Here is a 24,422-nt window from a genome sequence, read left to right on the forward strand (position 1 = left end):
ACGCATTATTCTTTTCTTTAGATATCAGTCTATATTTACGCTTTAAAAACGTCATGCTTTCATTAGACCCGCTTCCTCTAAATGTGGCCTAAGTTCTTTCGAGAATGCATCGCTTGCTCATATTTCACGACCTTCAGGCCTCGCGGGCCTGCATCTCCTTCCGGAATTCGGTCGCGCTGATGCCGTTCGCGCGCTTAAACGCTCTGCTGAACGTGTTCAGCGACAGATAACCTGTCCGGGCGGCGATTTCACTGACAGGCATTCCGCTGCATACCAGCAGCCGTTTCGCCTCCTCCATGCGGACATTCTCCAAATAATCGGAAAAGTTCATGCCTGTCTGTTCCTTGAAGAAATACGACACATACGCTTCGGAATTGCCCGCTTCCCGTGCCAAAACCGCAAGGCTCAAATCCGAGTCCTGGTAATGACGGTCAATATATGCAATCAGCTTGCCTGCCAAAGAATCATTATGGCTGCGTTTACGGTCCTCGTGTTTCTGGCAGAGCTGCAGTAAAGCTTGAAACAGCATGGATACAGCTTCGGTAGGCGCCAGCGCCGGATCGGATACCTTGAGCACCACTTCCACTTCTTCGGTCAACGGATCTTCTCCGGAGCCGGAAGGTTCGCAGCATTTCAGCAGCGTACCGCACAGCTCTTGGGCAAGCAATTTGCAGGCAAAATCCGGCACCTGCCGGCCATCTCCATTATTCTCCTTGATTTGCCCAATCAGACGCGCCGTTTCCGGTTTGTTGCCCGATCGTACAAGCTGGATCAGCCGCTGCTCCACATCCGATGGATAGAAGTAAGCGGGAACCGGCACTTCGGCGGCATCGTAAAATAAAATCGGCTCTTGCTCGTTCCATGATGCATGGAGCAAAAGAAACTCCGCTTCACCGTACGAACGGTATACTTCCGTCAGGCTCGTTTGACTGGTCCCAACGGCGAGCAGAAGCCCGGCATGGCTCGCTTGGTTTAAACTTCCGTACAAATGATGCAAAAGCTGCTTCACCTTTTCCATAAAAGATGCCGGACTCGCCGCTTCTCCATGCAGTATCAGGGACAGCTTGTTTTCCCCCAAATCATGCATCTGCGCAGACACCGATTCTGCGGGCCCGATGGCAGCGATCACATCACGAATATGCAATTTGACAATATCCAGCTCCATCAGCATTTCTTCGTTGTATGGCGCATGGTAGCCCCGCAATCGAATAACAGCGGCTGCCAGAATATTTCCCGGGAGCTCGACACGGGCATGATCCATGGCCGCTTCCACTTCCCCTACGGACGCGAATCCACCCTGCAGCAGCCGTTCGAAAAAAACATTCCGCAGCAAAGGCACCTGCGCTTCCAACCGGCTGCTCAGCGCGTCATGTCTTGCTACCAGATCGGATACCGAGCTGCGGATATCATCCATCAGGTTGCCCAGCGGCCGCTTTTCTTTCCCGCCGGCATTCCGCGGAAGCAGCTGCAGCATTTTAAATACCGGCCGGCTGCTTCGGTAAGCCAAAAATGCGGCTGCCAAAAGGCCTGCAGCCAAAGCCAACATAAATACGGTTAATGTCAGCTCTTTGATATAATGCACCTTTTCCAAAACAACCACTTCCGGCTGTGCCGACACATAAGTCCAGCCGTTATATCCTGACGTGGTTTTCGTGACCAGCATACTCTTCCCATTCCACCGGATTTGCGAAAAACCCGCCTTTATAGGAAGCGCTTTCAAATTAGCGGACTGCGAATCCATCCCTACATGACTGATCAGATTTCCGTTCTGGTCGGCCACATAAGCAAACCCTCCCCGCTCCAAATCGATATGCCGGAGCATCTCTTGAATCTGCTGATTGTTGATCAATACGGTAATGACTCCGCCGCTGTCTTTTGCGCCGAAGGACTGCATATAGCTGACCACCGAATATGACTTTCCTTCGTATACTACCGGCATTCCCGGCTTATAGGTCTTGTAATAATACGCATTAAACAGTTGGCCGTACCATTCATCATAAGACAGATCCTCGTAACGAAGCTGCAGGCCGTAAAACTGTTTGGCGTCGTATACCTTGCGTGGGGAAATAAACATACCGCTGTTTTTGTACGCGATAAAATAATCCACGATAAAATGGTTCGACATCCGGTAATCAAACAAGCTTTTCTCCAGATCCCACAGCCGGAACGGATTCGTGCTTTCGAATGGGGCTTTGACGAACTGAAAAGATTGCACTTTGGACTCGCTGGCCATTTGCTCGGCAATCGTCTCTACCTCGGCAAAACGCCCGTCCAGCGCTTCACGGATTTGGCCAAGCGCCTCCATGTTGCTTTTCATCGTTTCGCTTTCCACCAGCGCCGACGTTTTATGATACGCAAACCATCCGACAAGCAAGGACCCGAGCAAAATAAGCGCATAAGGCATAAAAAAACGTAAAATCAATGCGGCACGTTCACCGGAAGTTTTCCTCAACATCAATCCACCCTTTGCAGTTGTTTGAAAGATTAATCTACTCCTAAAGAAGACAGACCGCTTTTAGCAGTAGTTTTTCTTGCGATATCAGGATGCGAATCCCCCTAAGTCTATACTTTCTTATATCTTAGCAAAAATGATAGCTTCTCGTCTTTACTTTCTCCAGCATCATTCGCATAACAAAATAACCCCACAAAGAGTATCGGAAAGAAGTAAGGGCGCCTCTCAAAGAGGGCCGCTTTTGCGGATTCAAAAGTACGGAGTGAAGCCTATGCTTCGATGCTTATTCCAAATATTTTGCGGGGACCCCAACTTATATATTCTATAATGCAAAAAAAGAAGCCTGTCGCGAGTCGCAAGCTTCCGCGCAGCTTCTTTTATGATCTTCCGGGCCAGTTTTGGTCCAGGAACGGGTGTAATTTTTCATCATTCCAATCATACATCTCCAGCAGCGTCTGGTACGGGTCGCCCTCCAAGCGAAGAATGCGGGCAAAAGCGGGTTCCGTCTTGAAGCCGTCCTTTTTCAAGGCTCTGACCCTCTCGCGGAAACCCGGACCGAGATACTCAAGCACACGATGTTCGATCACCATATGTTTAAAAGCATTTTGCTCCGTCACGGGCCGGTTCTGCGCGAAAATTTCAAGCGGCCACGAGCGGGATGCGAAATTACATACCATCACGATGCCGTCTGCGGTTTCGCTTCGGGTCATCCGGTATCCTTGCATCGACCCATATTCCGCATTCAGGATTTGCGCCAAAACTTCCGGTTCCCGCATCTCGCAGATGATATCCAAATCACTGCCTTCGATATCGATGTTAATGGGGATCGTCCCGGCAAGAACAGGACTGAATGCCGCCAGCTTCCCAAAAATGCCCAAGTCGGTCAGTATCTCATATGCTTCCTTTTGCTTTGCATTGCCTGTTTTCAAATAGGATAGATCCATAAATACATGACTGCTCATGGTGCTGATAACAATCCTTCCTTTCGCGAATCGAATAATGCCGCCGGTTGCTCGAAGTCATACCATGTAGATATTGATTCTTCCGTTTGACGGATTTGACTTGATTCAATGCGTTTGAACGTTCCCGCTCAGGATTATCCTGCTTCTTTAACCGTCCAACACCTCGTCACTTCCGTCAAATTCCCGTCTTCAAACACCAGTTTGTATACATCGGGCATCATTGTCGATCGCCAGAACTCATAATCATATTTCGGGTCAAAATAGTTCATGATCAGCGTCATGATATCCCCATGCGTGCCGATGGCGATTCTTTTGCCAAGATCTCTTTCCAGCAGCCCCAGGATCGCTTCCACTCCCCTGCGCTGGGCTTCGAAACTCGATTCCCCGCCTGGCAGGGCAAAGTTAAAATCATCATAAAGCTGCCGTTTACAATTAAAAAATTGCCCCTCAGGCATCTGAAATCCATCGCCCGCAAGCGTTCTTTCTCTTAAATCCCAGATGATACTGATATCTTTCTCGGCTTCGCGGGCGGTCGGCTCTATCGTTTGGACGGCTCTTCGATAGGGACTCGAATAAAAGAATTCAATCGCTTCGTTCCGCAATATTCGGCTGACCTGTAGCGCATCCTCTTTTCCTTGCTCCGATAATTCTCTTGTCATTTCTGCGCCCTGTATGTACCGCGATTCCGCGTGTCTGACCATATAAAACACCGTTTGGATCTCCCTCGCCCCCGGTCTATTCAGGCTGGCCACCAGTTTCAAAACATTGAATCGGCCCGTCCCAGCCCTTTTCGCTTATTTCCTCGAATTTCCCGTTCGTGTAATGTCCGATAACTTTACGCCAAAACTTCTGCGCAGGAATATTGCTCTCTACTTCGGCAACCTTCCATCTTCCGGGCAAACGGTCAAACAACCCAATTGCCGCCTGCTGTCCCGCACCGGAACGGCGGTATTTTCTCAAAATAAAAAACTCGGCCATTTCATACAGAGGAAGAAGGTTTTTCGTCTTCGCTTCCAGCTCCCGGACCAAAGCAAAACCCGCCAGTTTGCCATCAACACGGAAAAGGAACGGGTGCCTTCCTTCCTCCGTCCAATAATGATCCAGATACATATATTCATACAGTCCGTTTTCGTTCAGGTCATCCTCCGGATCAAACTCGCTAAAATCGTATTTGTACAGCTCAAGCAAATTCCGCAACGTGGATTTATCGGCATATGCCGCTTCATGTATGGTAATCACTTGTGCAACCTTCTTTCCATTGTCAAAAATAATGTTTTATTGTTTATGCCGGACCAGCGGCAACATCCCGATTATACCTCAACTTCAAAGATCGAATCGATGATGATCGGCAGATTATCCCTTACGGACACAGCTCCAAACACGGAACGGGCATGTTTGCCCCGCTCGCCGAACACGTCCAGCATCAGGTCCGAGCAGCCGTTCAGCACCTTGTGATGTTCCTCATAAAAAGGCTCCGCATTCACAAATCCCTGTATCTTCACTACCCGCTTCACTTTGTCCAACGTTCCAAGCTCCGATTGCAGTACAGCCAAAATCTCCAACCCTGTACTCCTGGCAAACTGATAGCCTTCTTCCGTGGAAAAATCGCTCCCAAGCTTCCCGCTCGGATGTCCTGCCGGACCTTTGCCCGAAACAAACATAAGTCCGTTCACAATCACCGCATTGACATATTTGGCTGCAGGCTCGCCAGCCTGCGGAAGAACGATTCCAAGCGCTTTCAGCCGCACTTCCATGCTTTCAAAAGACATAAGCGTCACACCCCTCGCTTCATTAGGCATAAAATCAAACAAGCTTAACCAGGCAAAACCCTCACACGATGTCTCTATTATTCGATCTCATTCCAAAAAAATCCTCTAGTGGAAATGGGGAAACTCCATCAACAATCTTCTTCTTCCAATTGGAAACGCTAAAAAACTTGAAATCTTCCATTGAAGAGCGTTCCCAATCATGCTTATAATATGGTTAAATCCTACAAATATTTGGTAAAGGGGAGGAGATTTTCGGTGCTACGAGATCATGTCCGAAGCAGTGATCCCGCCTTCCAGCATGCCGTGCATGGAATGGCTGTCATCTCGCTCGATGGGACCTTTTTGAAGATAAATACCGCCTTACATGATCTATTGGGATATCCGCAGCACGAATTCATTTCCGCCGCTTCCCCGGATCTTGACCATGCATATCGCGAAATGCTCTCCGATATTCAAACCTATGGCGAATCACTTCAGTCGCAGCATTTAACGAACGGAAAATTCGAAAGACAAATCGGACTTGTTTCCGGCCGGAAATTGCAGGTTATCATCCATTTGGCCATTATTCCCAATGAGGATCATGATCCTGATCATTATTTGGTTCAGTTTGAGGATCGAACCCGATTAGCCGAGCTGGAAACGAAAATGAATGCTACGGAAACGATGCTGCTAGATATACAAACTTCATACTGGCAAATGTTGGAGAAAATGCCCCTTGCGGTGTTAATCACCAAAAAGGGAGTCGTGCAGTATGTCAATCCCGCGGCCCTTCGTTTGATCCATGCCAAGGACCAAAGCGAAGTATATGGCCTCGTAACCGATACGATCGTGGATGCTTCTTTTCATTACACGCTCACGAATCGGAGGAGAGTTTATGCTACCGATCAGTCGCTGGATGCCGTGAGCTACCTCATTAATTGTTTGGATGGACAGCAAAAATTTGTGGAAGGATTCACTCTCGTTATAACTTATGAGGGCGAACCGGCAGCCGTCGGGGTCTTTAAGGATATTACGGATCAAAGGCAAAAAGAAGAACATATGATGCAGTCCGAAAAATTGACCATGGCCGGACAACTGGCAGCGGGGATCGCCCATGAAATCAGGAACCCTCTCACTTCGATCAACGGGTTTATGAAGCTGATGCGATCTTCTAACCGTAACACCGACTACTATTATGATATCATTGAGTCCGAACTGAAACGGATTGAACTGATCGTGAATGAACTGCTTGTCTTATCCAAACCCCAGGCCAAACATGTCAGCAAACCCGTGAATGTTCTGCCGATTTTGGATCAGGTCATCACTTTAATGAAAGTGCAGTCGGCTTTAAAGGATATCGAGATCGTATTCGATACCGACGACACTTCCCTCTGGATCATCGGTGAAATTAACCAACTGAAGCAGGTATTTATCAATTTGCTCAAAAACGGCATGGATGCCATGGAGGCAGGCGGAACCATAACCGTTACCACCTATTCCAACGAACAAGAGGTACTGATCAGTGTACGGGATGAGGGGAGCGGCATGACTGCCGAACAGGTTCAACGGTTGGGGCAGCCGTTTTATACGACGAAGGAAACGGGAACAGGCCTTGGCTTTATGATCACGCAAAACATTATACATAATCATAGAGGTTCGATTCAGATCGAAAGCACCCCCAATCAAGGGACCATCTTTACGGTAAAGCTACCGAAAATAAAAAAACCTGAGGATATCGAATAGAGATGCAGCATCCAATTCATACATAAGAACAGATTTTTCGATGCCGATTTTAAACGAATTCTCAGATGACTGTCTCTATTTTTCACATAATTTCACATAATTTCATACAATCTCATACAATCTCATACAATCTCATACAATCCAAAACAGAAAGCCCTGAATTCATCAGGGCTTTCATTCATTTTATTGGTTTACCGTATGATTCACGTCCCCCAGAGTCGGCGACCACCAATTTCCGGACACCACGATCATGCTCAACAGCCGGAGGGAATTGCCAAAGTATACGTCTTTTTCAGTGGAGACCGCCGCATTATAATCCCATAAACGATTCAGCCAGCTTTGATTGGAAGCATCAAGCATGGCGGCAACCATCATAGGCGCGCTAAACGACAGATCCGGGTAGTTCTCAAGCGCTGCGGAGCCGTCCAGCTTATAACCTGCGGAAATTCGGGACGGGTCATCTTGGGTTGTCTTGCGAATCCAGCCCGTTAATGTATTCAACTGCTCTTTTGCCCGCCCGTCTCCGGTGATCAACGCATCCGTACCGATCCGCCATGGAATGCGGGATGAATTGTAGCTATAGTCCCCATCCGTTTTTCCTTCGAGAAAATCAGGATCGGCCGGAGCATAGCTTCCGCCCTTCTTCACTACAAAATCAGGGAGGAGCCCCGCCTTCGGACTGAATTTAGTAAATATCTCACGGCTTATAGCATAGGTTTTGTCAACGACAAGACCCCAATTGCGGTCGCCGGATACTTTTCCGAAATCCTTTAAATGCTGTAGCATAAAATCGGAAGGACGGGTCGCGCTGCCGTATTTGGCATCATTGTCTTCCGCCCAGTCCGCCAACTTTAATGTCCATTCGGTATGATTCACGTCATTTTTCATGATGGCCTGAATGACTTTTTTGGCTTCAGCCAAATAATTGATGCTGCCGTCGCTGCCCCATTGGCTATCCGCCAGCAGCAAAGCATAAGCGATATCCATATCGCCGTCAGTAGCGGAGTCTACACCGTCCACATCCACAATCGCCTTGCCGGTATCTCCTTGCTTCCATGCCATTAGATCCGGATTGACGCTGCTCGGATGCGCCCTGAAATAACGGTAAAGTCCGTCAAAATACATTTTGGCTTGCGGATCATGCCCTGCCATGAGAGCGGTCACCAGCATCCCGTAGCCATGCGCTTCGGAAACTGTAATGGCGTCATAATCCACGTTAAGAGTATCGTCATGTTCTTTTTCAAACCAGTCGCCATCCGCATACCACACATAATATTGAGCCGGTTCCTCCGGTTTCAAATACGGATTCGCCTTCAAATATTTATGGGTCCACTCATCGTACAGCCGGGCAACCGTAGCATCGATTTGCGCCTGGCTTTGATGATTCGGTTTGATCGAGCCGACCGCATACGCCGTATGCTGCGGGAACGGCTTGGAAGCTCCCTTGACGCCGCTTATCCACGATTTTGTTTTCAGCGTGATCCTATTTGAGGCAAGCGACTCCGCCCCGTTTTTGCCAAAAGCTTTCACCGTATATCGGTATTCCGTTTGCGGCTGCAGCCCGGCATCTTCAAAGGAAGTGGTTGCTGCCGTTCCCACTAAAACGTCGTTCCGGTAAATATGGTATCCTGCGGGAGCTGGTCCGCTCGATTCAAGCCATGACAAGCCAACCTTGAACGGAGTCAACTCTTTTCCTTCCAGTGCGGACGGTGCTGTTGGCGGTTCATTTGCGGAAGCGGACTTCAGCGTTGAGACTTCTACCTTCTCGGAATTATTTCTTGTGCCTACCGAACGAATCACCAGATGGTATTGAACCGCCGGATCCAGGTTCTCGATCGTCAAGCTGTATTCATCCTTATTCGGCTGGACAGGCACATATTTGCTCCAATATTTGCTGATTTTATCGTTCTTCTCATAAATACGGAAACCTCGAACCGGCTCTGTACCCGTTGAAGGGACCTTCCACGTCAGAACCGCCTTGCCGTCTTTCATTTCGACCCGGGCTTCCTTGACCGGCTCCGGCTTAACGTCCGTGCGCTTAATGCCATAATGGTCATAGACGCCAAGCCCGTCTTTACTGTACCCCGGCTTGCCTTCATCTTCAACCGCCGCCGTCATGGCATCAAATTTCAAAACCTGATCCGAGACGGAAACGTCGGTAAACATTTTTTTCTCGGGCTGCTCATCTATCGCTGCAAAATAGTCGTCATACGGGATCGGTTTGCCGTTAGCCCCGATGACCTCTTCCGGCTCGCCGTCCGCGCCGAGTTTATACTGGTTGTTTTTATAATAGAATTTGTTGCCAAGCGCATTGGACATGAGGTAGATCGTCCCTTTCGGATTCACGACATTCCCCTCCGCATCCTTCTGCAGTCCTTTCGGGTCTATTACTTTGTCCCCGTACATCTGGAAGGATCTCATATACATATGATCATGCGCTTCAAACACCATATCGATGCCAAGCTCGTCAAATACCGGAATCAAATTCTGCTTGTAGAAATCTACGCGTCCTTCTTCCCATTGGGCGGAATTATCGCCTGCGGCATAAGGAGACTTATGGAATGTGACGAACTTCCATTTGGCATCGCTTTTGGCTACCGTATTGCGCATCCAATCCACCTGATCCCAGAATTGCTCACGTTTGTCGTCTTCCCAGTCGACCGTGCCGTCGGCCTTCAGCTTGCCGTCAAATTCAGAGTTGAAGATCATATATAAGGCATCACCATATTCAAAGGAATATACAGACCCGTCATGGGTAGTTTTCACAACGTTGCGCGGCAGATTGAAATGGTTATAGAAGTTATTGTTAGGCGTCGTTTCATCCCCATCCCAGTCTTGCACTTCATGACCGCCTAGCACAGGTACAAAAGGTACTTTCAGCAGCTCATCCTGAGCGACGCCCAGCAGCCACTGCCACTGCTCTTCCAGATCGCCGTTGTCCACCAGGTCCCCCGCATTGATAAGGAATTTCGGATTTCCGATGCGGTTGATCGCTTTGCGGAATGTATCGGCCCAAGGCTCAAATTCGGCTTTGACGGAAGCTTGGGAGTCCGATCCTACAATAAAGTGAAACGGTTCGGGCTTAGCTGTATCTGTTGTGAAAGAACCAACTGTACTCCATTCCTTTTCGCTGCCCACGCGGAATTTGTATGCGGTTCCCGGCTTCAGGTCATTTGCAGTAACCTTGTGGGTGTAAAATTCGGTTTTGCTGCCCGATTCTCTATCCGCTTTGGTCACAAATGTGGATATTTCTTCAGCGGCACCGGAGTATTCTTTGGCTGCGGCAGCCGGGAACTCCTTCCCTTCCATGCGTGAGGCTTCAATCAGCTGCAGCTTCGTATCTGTCATGACATCCGTATACCAGGCAAACGAAAGGCTGGTCTTCGGATCCCCGTTGAATGTCATGTTGATCAGCTTCGGCATCGTCGGCGAATCCTGTACGGTAAAATCCCAGGCTACATTACGGGCAAGCGGAATTCCATCTTCGCCTTTTAGAGCCTTTTGATCGATCGCCACTTTGTATTTCGTGCTATAGGCAAACGGATCATGCCGAATAAGCAGCGTATTCCCAGCGGCAATTTCCCACTTGAGCCCGGATGCAGGCTGTCCCTTTTCATCCTTGACGGAAATGGCCTCTGCGTCGGCAACGCTAATCTTTTTGCTGAATTGTATCTTCAACGGCTCTTTGGCAGGGACTTTCACGGCTTGTTCCGCAGGCGATTTCGTCAAATCGATCGTTGGCGTCACAGGCTGCTTTCCTTGGATGGGTTCGCCCGTCACCTGTATATTACGGATTCGGCTGGAGCCGCCCCCACCGATGCCATCCGGGTTCTCATCCGCATTTGTCGCCTTGTTGGCGTTTACCAGCCACCGGATGTACAGGATTCCCTGATCATCATCGGCTTGCGGAAGTGATAGACCTGCAAGCTTGCAGGACTGCTGCGGACAATCATAGCTGGAGACGGTATTCATCTTCACGATCCCGTTTGGCACATCCGTCCATTTCGACAGGTCCGTACTTGTCTGTACTTTGAATTCATTCGGACCGGAACCGGATGAGCTCTGCTCGGACGAAAGCTTGATATGGCTGTAGCCTGCCGTGGACACAGTAGCCAGCCAATATTTTGCTCCTTCCTCCGGATTCCAGCCTTGATAGCTGATCTGATGCTCGTCTTCGTCGTAATTCTCGAAAGTGCCCCCTACGTTTTGCAAAAAGGAAGAAACCTGATATTGTCCCCCGGTGGCAAGATGAACGCCTTGCTCTCCCTTGTCCGTAAACTTCCACTCGGCTAAAACTACGGCATTTTGCTTTACCGTGCCGCTCCCATTTTTATCCGCCGCGCCTGCATGGATATTCCCCTGAAGCGGCCAGGCAAGCAGCGCCAAAGCAGTCATGAATATAGCCGCTTTGCTCCACATGGTTCTGCTTCTATTCCTTGTCCTCATTTTGTTACCCCTTCCTCCCAATAATTAAAGCGCTTTAATTTTCAGTCAAAAAGGATCCGTATCTACCGATAAGCGACACTCCCTTCCGGTGGCAGGACGGCAAACATCCCGTATCATTAATATAGCGCATGTATTCCTCCCGATTCTCGATATATCTTTTTCAGTTACAGAACTTTTCTACGTTTATTGTCTTTATTTCTGAAAAATGAAGATTTTGTAAAAATCCAAAAACACGTTATAGCGCACAAGGTAAACTCCGCACTCATAATGAGGTGCAATTCGCACTCATTGACGCGATGCTGTTCGCACTCATAACACGAGCATAGGCCATCAAAAGGACGTGATGCTATTCGCACAAAACTCTAACGGACACAGCAGCCGCTATTGATGGCATTTTCGAGCATTTTGATTTTTAACGGACACAGATGCAGCTATTTGGTGATAAAACCTCGTTTGGCGCTGGTTTGGGGGCAATTAAGCGCTGTGGTGTCCGTTACATTTTCAAAATGGCTATTTTTAGCCAATTAGCGGCCGTGGTGTCCGTTAGAATCAAATACGGAGGGGTTGTCGCTTTTCGTATGTTCATCATAGCTAGAATGTAGCTGAAGTAATTTTCAGGAGGGAAGTTACATTTTAAAAACCGTACTTATAGCGAAATTACCTCTATGATGTCCGTTAAATATTCTCGCACGATTCCCCAAAGGCCAAAAATATCAGCATAGAGCAGGCGCAAATGGTGGCAGCGATTTGAGGCCATCGGACGCTCCGGAGGTGGAATAATAACCAAAACTCATGCCATCGTAAATGCACAGCGCCTGGAATCGTACCTCAGATAATCCTGAAAAAAAAGCTGCGACAATACAGCCGCTAGGCAATACAACCGCTGGGCAGTAGAGCCACTAGTCAGTACAGCCACTAGTCAGTACAGCCACTAGGCAATACAGCCACTAGGCAATACAGCCACTAGGCAATACAGCCGCTAGGCAGTAGAGCCACTAGGCAATACAACCGCCAAACAATACAGCCGCTAGGCAATACAACCGCTAAGCAGTACAGTGCTAGACAATACAGCCGCTAGCTTTCCTTCATAATCTGACCACGGAAACTGGCACAACTTTAAAACTCTGCTGCGCCTATCGCATATTCAAAACGGTGAATGCCAAAATCCTTAAGCGATGATCTCAGGATTGCGTCCTTTAACGGATGAAGATCCGGCGTAAACCGGAAATCGATCCCCAAGCTTAATAAACGCTGCAAAGAATCGCGTATTTCCGTTTTTCCGACCGGCTCTACCATTTCCCTGGAAATATAATAACCGGCGATCTCATCAAAACATTCAAAAGATTCCGGCGGCAGCTCATACCGGTATAAAGGTGTTTCAATCATTTTGTTGTACCAGCGGGTTTCCATCGTCATAACGATATCAGCCGAAGTATGCCCGAAAAAACGGATCTCATCTTCCTCCGACATCCCCTCATGTCTTGTATATACAATTCGCGGACAATTCCTCGGCACAAAAAACGTAAACTGATGCTCTTCATCAATCGCCCAGACGACAGGCGACATATCCGTCCGGTTGGCTTTAACGCGCGGATGGAATACTTCGATCCGGGCTTCCTCGCTAAAATGATAAAGTTTCATGTTCCCTCACCCTGGCTTTCCACTGTACGATTGAATTCCATGCTGATGAAGTCGTAATGCCCTCCGTTCGTTTCCTGAATAAACTCCCTTACTTTATGAAACCCCGCACGCTCATATACCCGAATCGCTCTTTGATTAAAAGCCGCTACGGATAAAACAAATCGTTTGGGGGCATATATTTTGTCCGCAAACTCAAGTCCAGATTGAAGAAAAAGGATTCCTTCCCCTTGACCGGTCCTGCCCGGCTTCATTCCCAACCCAAGCGCAACCGTTCCGTCCTCTTTCGCGTCGAATGAAAAGAATCCGACTAAATCCCCTTCTATGAACACGCTAAAATGGGAATCGCCCCGCTCTAGCGGGTCCAGGAACTCTTTCAGATCTTCCTCATCCGCCGTTATATCGTAAAATGCGTATTCGCCCTCGTAATGCCAATGATAGGCAATCTCTTCCGCCTGCTCTTGGGTCATCGGCATAAATTCGTATCCCACGAACTTCGTCCCCTTTTTCCACATTTGATCATAATCCGTTTGCTGCGGCTTCTTTTTCTATCATCTACCAGATCTTTCCGACATGCACCACGCCGAACATCCCGGTCATGCCTTCATGCCGGTTAAAGCCGAACTTTCGGTAAAAATCCTCTTTTCCGTGGGAAGCAAACAGACCGACAAATGCTTTATCCGGCGCATGCCCGCGTATATATCCGGTGATCGATTCCAAAATGGCCCTGCCCAACCCTTTGTTCTGGTGTTCAGGCACAACGATGATATCCTGTATATAAAAATAGATCGCCCCGTCTCCGACAATCCTTCCCATACCCGCTAATTCGTTTCCGTGCAGCAGAGTTACCCCGTAAAGTGACTGCCGAAGGGATTGTTCCGCTGCAGCAAAGTTCATCACTTCTTCCCACCCCACCGCGGTACAAAGGTGAATGTATTCCTCTAAAGTCGGCATTTTTTCCACAAGCGTATAACCCTCAGGCAGCACGATATTTTCTCCCCCATATGTATGCCAAGATCCGCTCTTTGAACAGGATAGATCGGTCATGTTTTCAATATCCGGTTCGATTCGAACGGATTCATGTTTCAGTAATTCACCGTTTTTATAGGTGCAGATATGTTCATAGCAATGTTCATCAAACAAAATTGTCTCGATGCTCTTCGGGATATTATAAGCAACACCCCGGTTTTCCGGATGCAAAATCCATGAAAGCTCTTTCCAGTCCAAAATCCCCTCGTCCGTTGGGAGAGGCGCCGGATACTCGGCATCCGCGGGCAATTCAGCAGCATACACGTACATACCGCCTGTTTTGACACCGTCCGTTACCCAAGTGACCACGCCTTTAAAATAAAGCCGTTCAGGCACAACGCCCGTCTCTTCCTTCAGCTCTCTCAGCATGGAATCCCTGGGCGTTTCCCCGGGCTCCAGCTTGCCGCCGACGCCGTTCCACGCGCCCATCCAGCTCGGCTTATTCCGGTTCAACAAAAGCACCCGGTCCCCTTGGCGGATAAAACAAATATTATACTTAATCATACGTTGCGCACTCCCATAGTTGATAGAATGATTTTGTAAAAAGCTAGATCACAAAATGCTATTTTCATCGACAAGCTCATAATGCTCAACCGCCGGAAAAGGGTCGTAATAATGATCCAGCAGAGCTTTCCATTCCTGGTATTCCGCCGATCCCCTGAAATCAACGGTGTGAGCCTCCAACGTCTCCCATTTCACCAGCAACACATATTTATTAGCTTCCTCGATGCATTTTGGAGCTTATCCCCGATATATCCCTTTATGCCGGAGATGATTGCTGAGGCCTTGGCGAAGCTTTTTTTCGAAATCGGTCTCCCGTCCGGGAATCACTTGTAAAATAGCAACTTCGAATATCATTTTATTATCACCTCTAGTCTTTCTCGGGAATACCGGATTGCAAATTTTGAACCATTTCATCCGTAAAACCGTCACCGATCTGATAGACTCCACTTTTATCCATTGATAGCTGATTGTTTACCAAGTAGCTTCCAACAATGCTGCCACCGCTTTCAAAGATGTATGCGATAATCTGATTGTAATCGGGCTTGAACTCCCGGAGAACATAACCTGTTTCGATGATTTCCTGGTCGGTATAAGAACCTAAATCAACCTTGCCTTTCGTCTTCACTTCTTGCATATGGCGAGAAAAAGACTGGAAAGTCCCTGAAGCATATTTGGTCTCCGATGCGAAGCGGTCGATACTCCAGCCGTACCGTTTCAAAAAATCGACGTGACTTTGTTTATAAATTACCACTTCTTTCGGTTTGTCATCGCTGCAGCCCATCACTAGAACCAAAAGAATTATACCAATCCATTTGATCTTCATAAGCCCTCCAGTTTTCCATTAAATGGCCTGTATACGATAAACCTAATACCACTTTGGGGCCAACTATAAGCCATAATGCTTCCTCAATTAACCCATAAACACCTCAGGATATCTTAGCTCCCCTTGAATGCGGTTTAGTGCGGCGCCTGAAGCTCGTATACCATAAACACATCATCCGGCACATTGAACTAGGTACATTTTAGTCCATAGGACCGGCAGGCTCGAATCCAAATTTCGGATAATATTCTGGATGGCCGATCCAATTTCATCAGCTTTATACGCTATAACGATCTTAGGTTTTATGCGCTGATATCATCCTTTAAGATCGATAAGCTTTTAAAATAGTCCAACTTCTCGTCAATAAAGTCATCGCCGCTATCGATGCTGCCCATAATATGCGGGTCCATCATGCATAATCCAAATAACCACAGCTGACGGATCGCGACAAACACCGGTACGGCCCGAAGATCATTTTCACTCAAAGTGCGGACGGATTGGTAGCCTTTAAGAAAAGCGTTCCAAAGCAGCTCCAGCTGCTGCGGATCATGCCCCAGCCTCACTTCCCTGGCCAGCCGGAATTCCGCGATATCATAAGCACGCCAGCCATATCCGCACAGATCGAAGTCATAATGCGTCATTGAACCGTCATCCCTGTAGCTGACATTCGTATTTCCGTGAAGATCCCTGTGGCAGACGCCCCAATCCAATGTATCCAGCCCGATATCATGCAGCAATTCTTCCAACTTGCCTGCAAGCCCTTGCAGCTCCCGGAAATCCTGTTCGCGATGAGTCATGCGCGGGTGGATGAAGTCCAAAGCCTGGCTGATTAAATAATCCAGATTTAGTTCCTGCCTGGTGTTGCTGCTGTGGAAAGAGGCGCTATGCAAGTGAATGCCGGCAACGTCCTTACCGAAACGTTCGCTTATCTCTTCCGAATCGATTCCCCGCTCTTCCCCTTCCGCAAAAGTGAAAAGCACGGCAAACCGCGTTCCTTCCGGCGCTTGCAGCTTTTGGATGATGTTTCCCTGCCGGTCCGGAATCGGCAACGATACAGAAATCCCCTGCTTGTCCAAATGCTGCAGCAGTTCCATCTCAAAAACAATTTCCGACTCGTTTGTCCGCCAATCTCCGCGATACACCCGGAACACGTATTTCTGCCCGGCTGTCGTGACCAAATATGTATCATTCATGCCTCTAAGGAGATACCCCGTACGCGCAGTGCCGTCAAGACCATACTGATTTTTTAAAAATTCATTGATTGCTTGATCTGATAAGGTTGAATAAGAAACCGGAAAAAACAATTATGCACACCCCTTTTTAAATGTCGATAACCTTGCTGCTTCCAAGTCAGGATGATCACTCGATTGACTACTGCTAAGCCCAACAAAGATAATTGCAAAAGTTGCGCCAATAATTCTTACATTTTTTATGCCCTACCAGATCACTTCCACTAAGCCAAGTCTGATATAGCGTGCGTTCAAGCTTTGGATGCAAAAAAGCGGTACGAAATAAATCCGGCGGATGCGCCAATCACATTTAAAATGGCGTCATCGATGTCGCCCGTACCTACCTTAAGGACTATCTGCAAAATTTCCAGAACCACGATGGAACCGGTAAAGAATGCAATAAATAGACCATAACTTTGGAGCCTTTGAAACAGATAGGGAAGCACCATCCCAAATGGAATAAAAACCCCAACGTTGCCTACTAGATTAATGATCGTCGTTCCTATATTTTGCTGGTTCATGTTGAATATATAACCGAAGATGGTTTTGAACGGCACCGGATTCGCCCGGAATTCCGTCTGCGTGGTCCGGCCGAATCCCCGAAACATCCAATACAATATACAAATGCCGTATCCGATTAAAAATATCCAGGCGAGGATTTTGAGCCTTTTGCGGTTCATGTTCATTCCGCTCAGCGTTATCTTCTCGGATGCTGCACAGGCTTCTCCAGCGTGTACAGTTCATCATCGATTTGTGCCATTTTTTCCGTTATTAAAGCTCTGGCATCGGCAACCGCCTGGTTATAAATATGCGGGCCCAGCTCCGTGATCATAAAATCAATCAGCTGCTCCGCCCCCAGCTGTCCGATGCTTTCGGAGCGTTCCTCCTCAAAAAAGGCCTGAACATGCTGTGCGATTTCGGCTTTTTGTTCTCTGGATAATTTTATGGACATGTACATCGGTCAAATCCTCCTATGGGTAATGCCAGGTTATTAATAAAATACGAATTGCATCTTTCAAAATTTACTTAGAAGCTAAAACCGCCTCGTGTAAAATAGGCCGCAGTTCTCTAAAGACATTAAGGCTCTCTCTGCCGTAATGCACCGCATTGGTCAGGAATACGACGCTCATTTTGTCTACAGGATTAATCCAAAGACTGGTTCCTGTATATCCCGTATGCCCAAAGCTTCCCGCCGGCCAATGCGGACCGCAGGAAAGCGTTACGCCAGGACTCCCCTGCACCTGCCAGCCGAGACCTCTCCCGTCAAAAACCGATGTGATGCAAGTTTCTACCGTCTCCTTGGTTAATAGCGAACATTGCTCGGGATACAGCCAAGCCCCTGCATACTCGGACAAATCCTCAGCCGTGGTAAATAGTCCGGCACTGCCTACCGCGCCTCCCAAGCGATAACTTGTTTCATCATGCACCTCTCCCAGGATATACTTGCTTCCATCCCATTCCGTAGGCGCAATGCGTTTATGTAAAGCCTGAGACGGATTAAAACAACTATCCTTCATACCAAGCGGCGTAAAAATCGCATCCTGCGCGAATGAATCGAGACTTTGGCCGGTAAGGCGGGAAATGATCCAGCCGAGCAGGATAAACCCGAGATCGCTGTAATTCACCCGTTCGCCCGGAGCCGCTTCAAGGTCCACTTCAAAAATCTGCTGCATCGCATCGACAGTGCTGTACCGTTCCTCGAAATCCGGAATCCCGGCAGGAAGGCCGGAGATATGTTTTAAACAATGTTCAATTGTCACTCCGCCGTGACGGAACTCCGGAATATATTTTTGCACCGGATCTTGGAGCGATAATTTGGACGATTCTACCAGCATCATGATTCCCGGCAAGGTTACGGCAACTTTCGTTAGCGAAGCAACGTCAAAAATCGTATCAAGCGCGGCCGTGCCGTAAGCGGCTTGCCATTTCATCCGATCGCCGATCCGGACGTCTACAACGGCTCCAGGTATTTTTTTCTCAGCAACCCAGCTCTCGAGCAATTGATGAGCCTTTTCGATTCCTCTCAAATCAGCCACCATCTTTCTCATAAATTGTCGTTAGGAGATTTGCCTGTTCTACTTCGTGCTGAAGAACTGAAAGTACATCTTTCTATCATCCCGATAGTTTTCTGTGTATTTGCCATTTGTGATATCATGAATCACTTTTCTCCAAAAGGAAATGGCGCCCTTATTCGCCTCCATCTGTGCAAGCTTCCAATTAGCCTGATAAAGCTCAAACGTCTTGCATGCGGCGGTGTATCCGATTCCTTGTCTTCTATATTTTTTCAAAATCATAAAATCATAGACAACATGGTCCGGATCCGGATTCAAATCCATATCTTCCAGAAGTACAACAACGAAACCTGCCACGTTTTCAGATACTTTAATGAAATATGGCCTCCACCTGCCATCGCCTTCCCAATAATAATCGATGCTCACCGCATACCTGCCATCTTTATCGATATCAAGTTTCGTATATTCGCTGAAATCATACTCATACAGCTGGTACAAATTTTCCAAAATATGTTTTTCGCTTCGCTTCACTTGAACTAATTCGATGCTCATCATATCTCCTCGCCCAACAGCTCATTTTACATGCCTTATATTTTGCCTTCGTAAAAATAGTTTATCTCAATGTTATTTCTCGCAATGGAGGAAATCCCGTCGATGTAATAAGGCATCCGCTTATCCGCTTGTTCCAACTCGACCCATGCCACTTCGGATATTTCGTCCGGTCTGACAATCTCCTCGCGCCCCCCGGTAATTTCAGCCCTAAACGTAACCAGAACGAGATGTTCATCCGATTCCTCAATAAAAAGCTCGTTTACGGCTACGATGCCATGCACCTTGATATCCAACCCCGTTTCTTCCTTGGCTTCTCTAACCGCCGCTATTTCAAGCGTCTCGCCTTCTTCAACGGCACCGCCCGGCAAGGTCCAGCGCCCCTGATCCTTGTCCTTGTTATTAACCATCAATACTTTGGTCCTGTCTTCATTTGTTATTAAGGAATAAACGATGTCTACGCGCCGCATCTAAAATCCTCCTTTATATGAGTACACATTGTCACGCCCCAAGGCTTGGCTGATCCGGGCCATATGGCGCCGGTTATGCCAATCAATCTTTGAAGCGCCTGCATCCAAAGTGATCTCTCCCAGTACACATCCTCCGTTAGCGCCATTTTGAATCTTATGTATGCGTTCATGTCATTATCGGCCATGTGATGGATTGCTTGTATCGTATTCCGCGAAAAAGAAATCCCCTTCCAATTCAAGCCGCGTATCTGGCTTACTGCCGTCATAATAATTCACGTCCATCGTCAGCCCGCTCCAGCGGACATGGAAAAAACCGTTCCCCTTGTATTCGATTCTCACCTTGTTATGGTAAACTTCCTGATGTTAAAAATAATACAGCCTTGCATCCAAACTGGTACCATCTTCGTTGTACCCTGATTCAATCTCGAATTCCCGGACTCCAAAACATTCCAGGTCCAACTGATCGAGATAAACCGTAATTTCGGCGCTGGGGTTATTTTGCAATTCATCCGGGTCGGGCAAACGGACCAGTGGCTCCGGATCGGTTTCCGTTTCAAACCATAACATGATTTTCCGCTCATCGCCCTCTCCTTTGCGGGTTGCATAAGCCTGGGCTTCAGCCAGCTTGTGAGTCTCCGTACCGTTAAAACGAAATAATGTCAGCGTACCCAAAACATCTTCCCCTTTTCATGTATATCCTCACCTACAGATTGCGCCGGCCTTTTCGAAGGTTCATTGTCCAATTGATGCGGGCCTTTCCATATTTTTCTCATTTATTATATTGACGCCGCTTGTCCCCGGATAGTTGCGAAATCCTGTCGATTGATGACTGAATTTTCCATATTCCTAATGCAAATGCTTGCGGAATCCCTCAACCTTTTCATCCCGGTAGCCCAGCTGTTCATAAAATACATGCGCTTCCTTGCGCTGCTCTCCGGATACGAGAATGATATAGCCGCAGCCGTTCTCCCGCGCGATTTTCTCGATTTCTTCCATCAGCTTCTTTCCAATGCCTTGTCTGCGGATCCGGTCCGATACAATGACATTTTCAATCACCATAAACGGCTTGCAAGCGCCGATAAAATCAAGACATACGATACCCAAAAGCGATCCAGCCAGTTCTCCTTCGTAAAAAGCTCCTATTAGATGATAATTTCCGCTGCGCTCCGCAGATTTGAATACCTGCCGCATCTGATCCACGTTGGTGTGGATTTCCATTAATTCCTCATACAAACGGCCAAGCGCCGGAAGCTCTTTTTCTTGGATGTGTCTGATGGTAACCATAACAACCCTGCTTTCTAATCGATTTTGTTTCGAATCCGGTACCCGGTCTCATAATAGTTTTTGCGAAAAAATTGCGGGAGCGCTAACGCATTGATTATCTTTATATAGCAGCTTAATGATAGAGATTTCAACTACTTCCGCAGTCAAAACCTGCAATTTGCCCGTACAGTACTGCAAACCTTCCGCCAGCTTCTGCCCATTCAGCCTGTTTGCGATGGTGCAATGCGGAATCCACATTCCGGGTGCATACAACGAGTTGGAGAATCCGGTATATTCTTTGAAATGATCGTGATGATCTGCATGTAACTCGATGAGCTCCAGCGTTGGAGTCGGCGCAAGAAACAATGTCCCTGATTGAAGAAATGTACCCAGCACCCCGAGTGTCAGTGTGAATTTCGTTTTTGAGGAATAAAAAGCACGAAACATCTCTGTAAAAGTCTTCTCGTCCAGCTCCGAATAATCCGCTAAAGTAATATGCGGTCTCCGATCCGGGATTTCTTCCGCATAATGGGAGATTTCTAGTCCGTCAAGTTCCTTCCACAGTTTGACAATCTTCTGTTCCGCATCCGAATCCAAATGGAGCACAACTCCATACATGATACCGCTCCTTTCCTTATTTGCGTTTGGCCATTCAACTAGGGTAATAGCTATTCCGGCAATGAACTTCGAAGCTCCTTTAATCTTTCCAGAATCTGAACGACCTTGCCGTTTGTGACGACTTCGACAAATAGCCCCTCCGAAAAACGGTCTCCACGAACATAACTTGTCAGCAGTTTCCTTAACGTCTCCACATCGGAACTCATGATGTGCGGTTGAATATTTTGGCGGACATCTTTATACATTTCATGTTCCCTGATCCATGACTTCCAATCGAACACCATTAAGAAACCCGTTTCCTCCAGCTCTTTTCTGAAAGCCCCAATAGGCTCCGCTTCACAAATATAACCGTTCACTTGCGTATACAAGGTTTGGCCGGGATCTTGAAAGATCTCCAGGTAAGGAAGTAAACGATCCGCCTCTTTTTGGGTGATCACTGCATCATAAGGCAACGGCATTGCCTCCTTTTTCTATTTTATTAGCTTGCCACTTTGACCATCGCATTTTTTTGCAAAAAAATGGCTGCCGATTACGATCTATCGATCAAACTTTCCACATGCGTTTTTATGTGATTCTGACGCCAAATTCGATTGCCGAATAAAAAGAACGCCTGTATGTTTTGTAATCTCATTTACTAACGTTCGAGCATTTGACGCTGCTTATATTCACTGGCGAGCATCCCCATAATAACTAAAGACTCATATACCCCGTTGGTATGAATGCACTCTCTTAATGTCCCTTCCATAGTAAAACCGGCGGATTCATATACATGCCTTGCCCGGGCATTGTCCTCCTTCACATCCAACCACAGACGGTGTGCATTCAGCCTATTGAAAACAAAGTCTTGTATCAAGCTGATGGTTTCTTTTCCATACCCTTTATTTTTGCTCACCATGTTGATTCTCGTTAATTCAATGCAATGATGTTCATTGCGCAGCCCCGCCAAAATGATATATCCGAGCTTTTCGCCGGCCATATTTTCAATGATGATATGTAATTGGTCATCGTTGTCCATGGCGAATTCATGCTTTTCTCTTGGCCATGTAAACACAAACCGGCGGCTGTCTTCAACCGCTTCCGTGTCGAGCACGAAATCCAGATCTTCCGCTTGGGTGCGGCGCAGCAAAATTTGATCGGATTTGATGATGTTCCCTGACATTCAACCATCCCCCAAAAATCAATAAATTGTGTTGCCACCTGAGACTTTGATTCGTTCACACTTTTGATTCATTCCGATTAATTTGATTAATTCTTCCGCGCTCCCTTTATTGAAAAATTCATTTCATCATTGTTTAGCCCATGTTCAGGCAGATCCGGAACAATGCAATGATAATGGGTGAAGGATTGAATTTGTTTATCCCACATCCAACCGCTCACTCCGCCACCGTGTAAAAATAATATCAGGGGAGGAGTCCTATCACCCTCTTACTTTGTTCAGCTCGATAATATGAGCATGTGGAATTTCCTCTATCGGATACTGGGTGCGGAAAAGCATACCATGCCCAGCTACGATCACATGCTCATAATACAGGTATTTGCTGATAACCCCTTCCATCCGGGCCTTCATCATTGGTTGGGATTCCCATAAACGCGTCTCCCCTTCGGGATAAATCCCGTTATGCAGATCATAATCCGCACCCAACTCTTGCAGCTGCTTCATTGTATCGTATTGAAACGACAAATCTGGTTGCCACTCTCTGAGATCAAATTCCACCTGAATTTCAAGCTGTAATTCTTTGGATAAAATAGCCGCGGTTTGCAAGGCCCTAGTGTATGGCGAGGATATGATCAATTGGGCATTCTTTAATCTGTCATCTCTGGAAGCTTCATAAACTTGCTTTATTCCGAGTGGCGTAAGCGGAACTAAATCCCGCCCGTGTCCCCGCAGCTTATATCTTTCATTAATCGTCCATTCCGGTTCACCGTGACGGATTAGATAAAAGGTGGTCATGGGCCCTCACTCCAGTCTTTAATAATTTCACTTCGTGTAAAAAAACGCCGGGCAGCCATGCTCCCAGCGTCTTATATTTCCATGCGTCGGTCAAGCTTCTGTTCCCATCATGCGCTGATCCAGCTGTTCAAGCACAAACGGCCATGCCTGCTCATGCCCTTGTTTGGATTCTTCATCCGGGAACCCGGCATGCGTCAGCTTGAGGAGCGTTCCGCTTCCATGAGGTTCCAGAGTAACCGTAACCACCGTTTCCGCGCCTTTCGTTCCCCCTTCGCCCGTTACCCAAGTCAGTTCAACGAGACGATCCTGTTCCATTTTTAAAAACCTGCCGTAATGCGGATGACGTTTCTCTTCACGATCGGGACTTGGCTTAAACACCGTTTCGAAAAAGAAAGGCGTATTAACTTTCCCCTCCATCAAAACCGTCCCCGGCGCCGCAAACCAACGATCGAACTGCCTTGTCCAAGCTTGATAAAGAACCTCCGGCGAGGTTTGCATTTCACGCTCCACGCGCAAAGATAACGGTCTTGCCGACAGATCCGGAATACGAATAGGCTTTTCCATCTCGTATGCATCCCTTCATTTCGTTTTTAATCTTGATTTATGAATCTTACCTTTATTCTTTCCATTATAGTCATTGGGTAATGGGCTGCATCGTATTCAAAGTTAATCCCGGTCCGAATTCTTCCGCCGGAAAATGGAGATGCTTCCAAATCCGCTAATAATTGCAATATAAAAACCCAAATCATACCACCATCCGGAATTATTCATCTCATATACCCGGATGTGAGACTTAAAAAGGCCGATAATCAATGAAATCGGCGCAATCCAACCATGCCAGATCCCCCAAAAAAATCCGGCTTCATGTTCAGGCGTATTCGTGCCGTCGCCGGGGACGCAGCCGGACAAAAGACTCATTGCGAAGCATAATAACAGGAAGGCCCAAACGTATTTCATTTTCGTTTTCCTTTTCATTTTCAAACACCAC

26 protein-coding genes and 3 pseudogenes are annotated in these 24,422 nt (G+C 47.4%); 1 reads left to right on the plus strand and 28 read right to left on the minus strand.

The annotated features are described in order from the left end of the window. Nucleotides 1–133: 133 nt before the first annotated feature. The 5 genes from L6442_RS20770 to L6442_RS20790 form a co-directional block, all read right to left on the minus strand. The gene (locus L6442_RS20770) at nt 134–2,455 is read right to left on the minus strand and encodes an AraC family transcriptional regulator (RefSeq protein WP_237100020.1); all 2,322 of its coding nucleotides are present in this window, start codon (nt 2,453–2,455) and stop codon (nt 134–136) included. A 374-nt stretch (nt 2,456–2,829) separates the two neighbouring features. After that, entirely contained in the window at nt 2,830–3,414 is a 585-nt protein-coding gene (locus L6442_RS20775) for a DUF4269 domain-containing protein (protein ID WP_212980856.1), read from the minus strand. Nucleotides 3,415–3,548: 134 nt separating this feature from the next. Then, on the minus strand, nt 3,549–4,115 hold the full coding sequence (locus L6442_RS20780) for a histidine phosphatase family protein (RefSeq protein ID WP_212980890.1): 567 nt from the start codon (nt 4,113–4,115) through the stop codon (nt 3,549–3,551). Nucleotides 4,116–4,149: 34 nt separating this feature from the next. Then, the gene (locus L6442_RS20785; RefSeq protein WP_212980857.1) at nt 4,150–4,653 is read right to left on the minus strand and encodes a GNAT family N-acetyltransferase; all 504 of its coding nucleotides are present in this window, start codon (nt 4,651–4,653) and stop codon (nt 4,150–4,152) included. Between the two features lie 71 nt (nt 4,654–4,724). Then, nucleotides 4,725–5,183 carry a RidA family protein gene (locus L6442_RS20790; RefSeq protein WP_212980858.1) on the minus strand — a complete coding sequence of 153 codons (459 nt, stop codon included), beginning with the start codon at nt 5,181–5,183 and terminating at the stop codon, nt 4,725–4,727. 255 nt (nt 5,184–5,438) lie between these two features. Here L6442_RS20790 and L6442_RS20795 point away from each other — a divergent pair, with 255 nt between their 5' ends. Continuing rightward, nucleotides 5,439–6,905 (plus strand): ATP-binding protein, encoded by a 1,467-nt coding sequence (locus L6442_RS20795; protein WP_237100022.1) that lies wholly within the window; start codon nt 5,439–5,441, stop codon nt 6,903–6,905. Nucleotides 6,906–7,088: 183 nt separating this feature from the next. On the opposite strand, the gene L6442_RS20800 is transcribed toward L6442_RS20795, so the two are convergent. From L6442_RS20800 to L6442_RS20910, 23 genes and pseudogenes are all read right to left on the minus strand, one after another. After that, nucleotides 7,089–11,351, minus strand: a complete 4,263-nt coding sequence (locus L6442_RS20800; RefSeq protein WP_237100023.1) for a glycosyl hydrolase family 8 — start codon at nt 11,349–11,351, stop codon at nt 7,089–7,091. A 1,116-nt stretch (nt 11,352–12,467) separates the two neighbouring features. Then, nucleotides 12,468–12,992: a DUF6886 family protein gene (locus L6442_RS20805; protein WP_212980860.1), complete on the minus strand. Its 525-nt coding sequence runs from the start codon at nt 12,990–12,992 to the stop codon at nt 12,468–12,470. Further along, nucleotides 12,989–13,480 carry a GNAT family N-acetyltransferase gene (locus tag L6442_RS20810; protein ID WP_373871855.1) on the minus strand — a complete coding sequence of 164 codons (492 nt, stop codon included), beginning with the start codon at nt 13,478–13,480 and terminating at the stop codon, nt 12,989–12,991. The genes L6442_RS20805 and L6442_RS20810 overlap by 4 nt, the downstream gene beginning before the upstream one ends. A 64-nt stretch (nt 13,481–13,544) precedes the next feature. Beyond that, on the minus strand, nt 13,545–13,943 hold the full coding sequence (locus tag L6442_RS20815; RefSeq protein ID WP_212980893.1) for a GNAT family N-acetyltransferase: 399 nt from the start codon (nt 13,941–13,943) through the stop codon (nt 13,545–13,547). Between the two features lie 261 nt (nt 13,944–14,204). Then, a pseudogene (locus L6442_RS32865) lies at nt 14,205–14,522 on the minus strand (NUDIX hydrolase); the annotation flags it as partial. Nucleotides 14,523–14,570: 48 nt separating this feature from the next. Then, nucleotides 14,571–14,876 (minus strand): annotated as a pseudogene (locus L6442_RS20825) (antibiotic biosynthesis monooxygenase family protein). A gap of 13 nt (nt 14,877–14,889) precedes the next feature. Beyond that, nucleotides 14,890–15,345, minus strand: coding sequence for a DUF4830 domain-containing protein (locus tag L6442_RS20830; protein ID WP_212980861.1), 456 nt, complete (start codon nt 15,343–15,345; stop codon nt 14,890–14,892). Between the two features lie 299 nt (nt 15,346–15,644). Further along, nucleotides 15,645–16,646: a homoserine kinase gene (locus L6442_RS20835; protein WP_212980862.1), complete on the minus strand. Its 1,002-nt coding sequence runs from the start codon at nt 16,644–16,646 to the stop codon at nt 15,645–15,647. A gap of 176 nt (nt 16,647–16,822) precedes the next feature. Then, a complete protein-coding gene (locus tag L6442_RS20840; RefSeq protein WP_212980863.1) occupies nt 16,823–17,251 on the minus strand; it encodes a VanZ family protein in 429 nt (142 codons plus the stop codon). A gap of 17 nt (nt 17,252–17,268) precedes the next feature. Further along, nucleotides 17,269–17,529: a DUF2164 domain-containing protein gene (locus L6442_RS20845; RefSeq protein ID WP_212980864.1), complete on the minus strand. Its 261-nt coding sequence runs from the start codon at nt 17,527–17,529 to the stop codon at nt 17,269–17,271. A gap of 64 nt (nt 17,530–17,593) precedes the next feature. Continuing rightward, nucleotides 17,594–18,598, minus strand: a complete 1,005-nt coding sequence (locus L6442_RS20850; RefSeq protein ID WP_212980865.1) for a serine hydrolase domain-containing protein — start codon at nt 18,596–18,598, stop codon at nt 17,594–17,596. Between the two features lie 48 nt (nt 18,599–18,646). Beyond that, nucleotides 18,647–19,135 carry a GNAT family N-acetyltransferase gene (locus L6442_RS20855; protein ID WP_212980866.1) on the minus strand — a complete coding sequence of 163 codons (489 nt, stop codon included), beginning with the start codon at nt 19,133–19,135 and terminating at the stop codon, nt 18,647–18,649. 35 nt (nt 19,136–19,170) lie between these two features. Then, nucleotides 19,171–19,602: an NUDIX hydrolase gene (locus tag L6442_RS20860; protein WP_194235018.1), complete on the minus strand. Its 432-nt coding sequence runs from the start codon at nt 19,600–19,602 to the stop codon at nt 19,171–19,173. 174 nt (nt 19,603–19,776) lie between these two features. Continuing rightward, nucleotides 19,777–19,941: a hypothetical protein gene (locus tag L6442_RS20865; RefSeq protein ID WP_237100024.1), complete on the minus strand. Its 165-nt coding sequence runs from the start codon at nt 19,939–19,941 to the stop codon at nt 19,777–19,779. A gap of 24 nt (nt 19,942–19,965) precedes the next feature. Next, complete coding sequence (locus tag L6442_RS20870; RefSeq protein ID WP_237100025.1) at nt 19,966–20,274, minus strand: hypothetical protein; 309 nt, start codon at nt 20,272–20,274, stop codon at nt 19,966–19,968. Between the two features lie 174 nt (nt 20,275–20,448). Next, on the minus strand, nt 20,449–20,886 hold the full coding sequence (locus L6442_RS20875; protein WP_212980867.1) for a GNAT family N-acetyltransferase: 438 nt from the start codon (nt 20,884–20,886) through the stop codon (nt 20,449–20,451). Between the two features lie 48 nt (nt 20,887–20,934). Next, a complete protein-coding gene (locus L6442_RS20880; RefSeq protein ID WP_212980868.1) occupies nt 20,935–21,483 on the minus strand; it encodes a 2'-5' RNA ligase family protein in 549 nt (182 codons plus the stop codon). Between the two features lie 50 nt (nt 21,484–21,533). Then, entirely contained in the window at nt 21,534–21,935 is a 402-nt protein-coding gene (locus L6442_RS20885) for a DUF6508 domain-containing protein (protein ID WP_212980869.1), read from the minus strand. A gap of 182 nt (nt 21,936–22,117) precedes the next feature. Next, a complete protein-coding gene (locus L6442_RS20890; protein ID WP_212980870.1) occupies nt 22,118–22,642 on the minus strand; it encodes a GNAT family N-acetyltransferase in 525 nt (174 codons plus the stop codon). 75 nt (nt 22,643–22,717) lie between these two features. Continuing rightward, a pseudogene (locus tag L6442_RS20895) lies at nt 22,718–22,887 on the minus strand (alpha/beta fold hydrolase); the annotation flags it as partial. Nucleotides 22,888–22,900: 13 nt separating this feature from the next. Continuing rightward, nucleotides 22,901–23,434: a histidine phosphatase family protein gene (locus L6442_RS20900; RefSeq protein WP_212980871.1), complete on the minus strand. Its 534-nt coding sequence runs from the start codon at nt 23,432–23,434 to the stop codon at nt 22,901–22,903. 90 nt (nt 23,435–23,524) lie between these two features. Further along, nucleotides 23,525–23,998, minus strand: a complete 474-nt coding sequence (locus tag L6442_RS20905) for an SRPBCC family protein (RefSeq protein WP_212980872.1) — start codon at nt 23,996–23,998, stop codon at nt 23,525–23,527. 102 nt (nt 23,999–24,100) lie between these two features. Further along, nucleotides 24,101–24,409 (minus strand): hypothetical protein, encoded by a 309-nt coding sequence (locus L6442_RS20910; protein WP_237100026.1) that lies wholly within the window; start codon nt 24,407–24,409, stop codon nt 24,101–24,103. Nucleotides 24,410–24,422: the final 13 nt, after the last annotated feature.

Origin of the sequence: Paenibacillus azoreducens (assembly GCF_021654775.1) — a bacterium.
GTDB classification, from domain to species: Bacteria; Bacillota; Bacilli; order Paenibacillales; family Paenibacillaceae; genus Paenibacillus_AQ; species Paenibacillus_AQ azoreducens.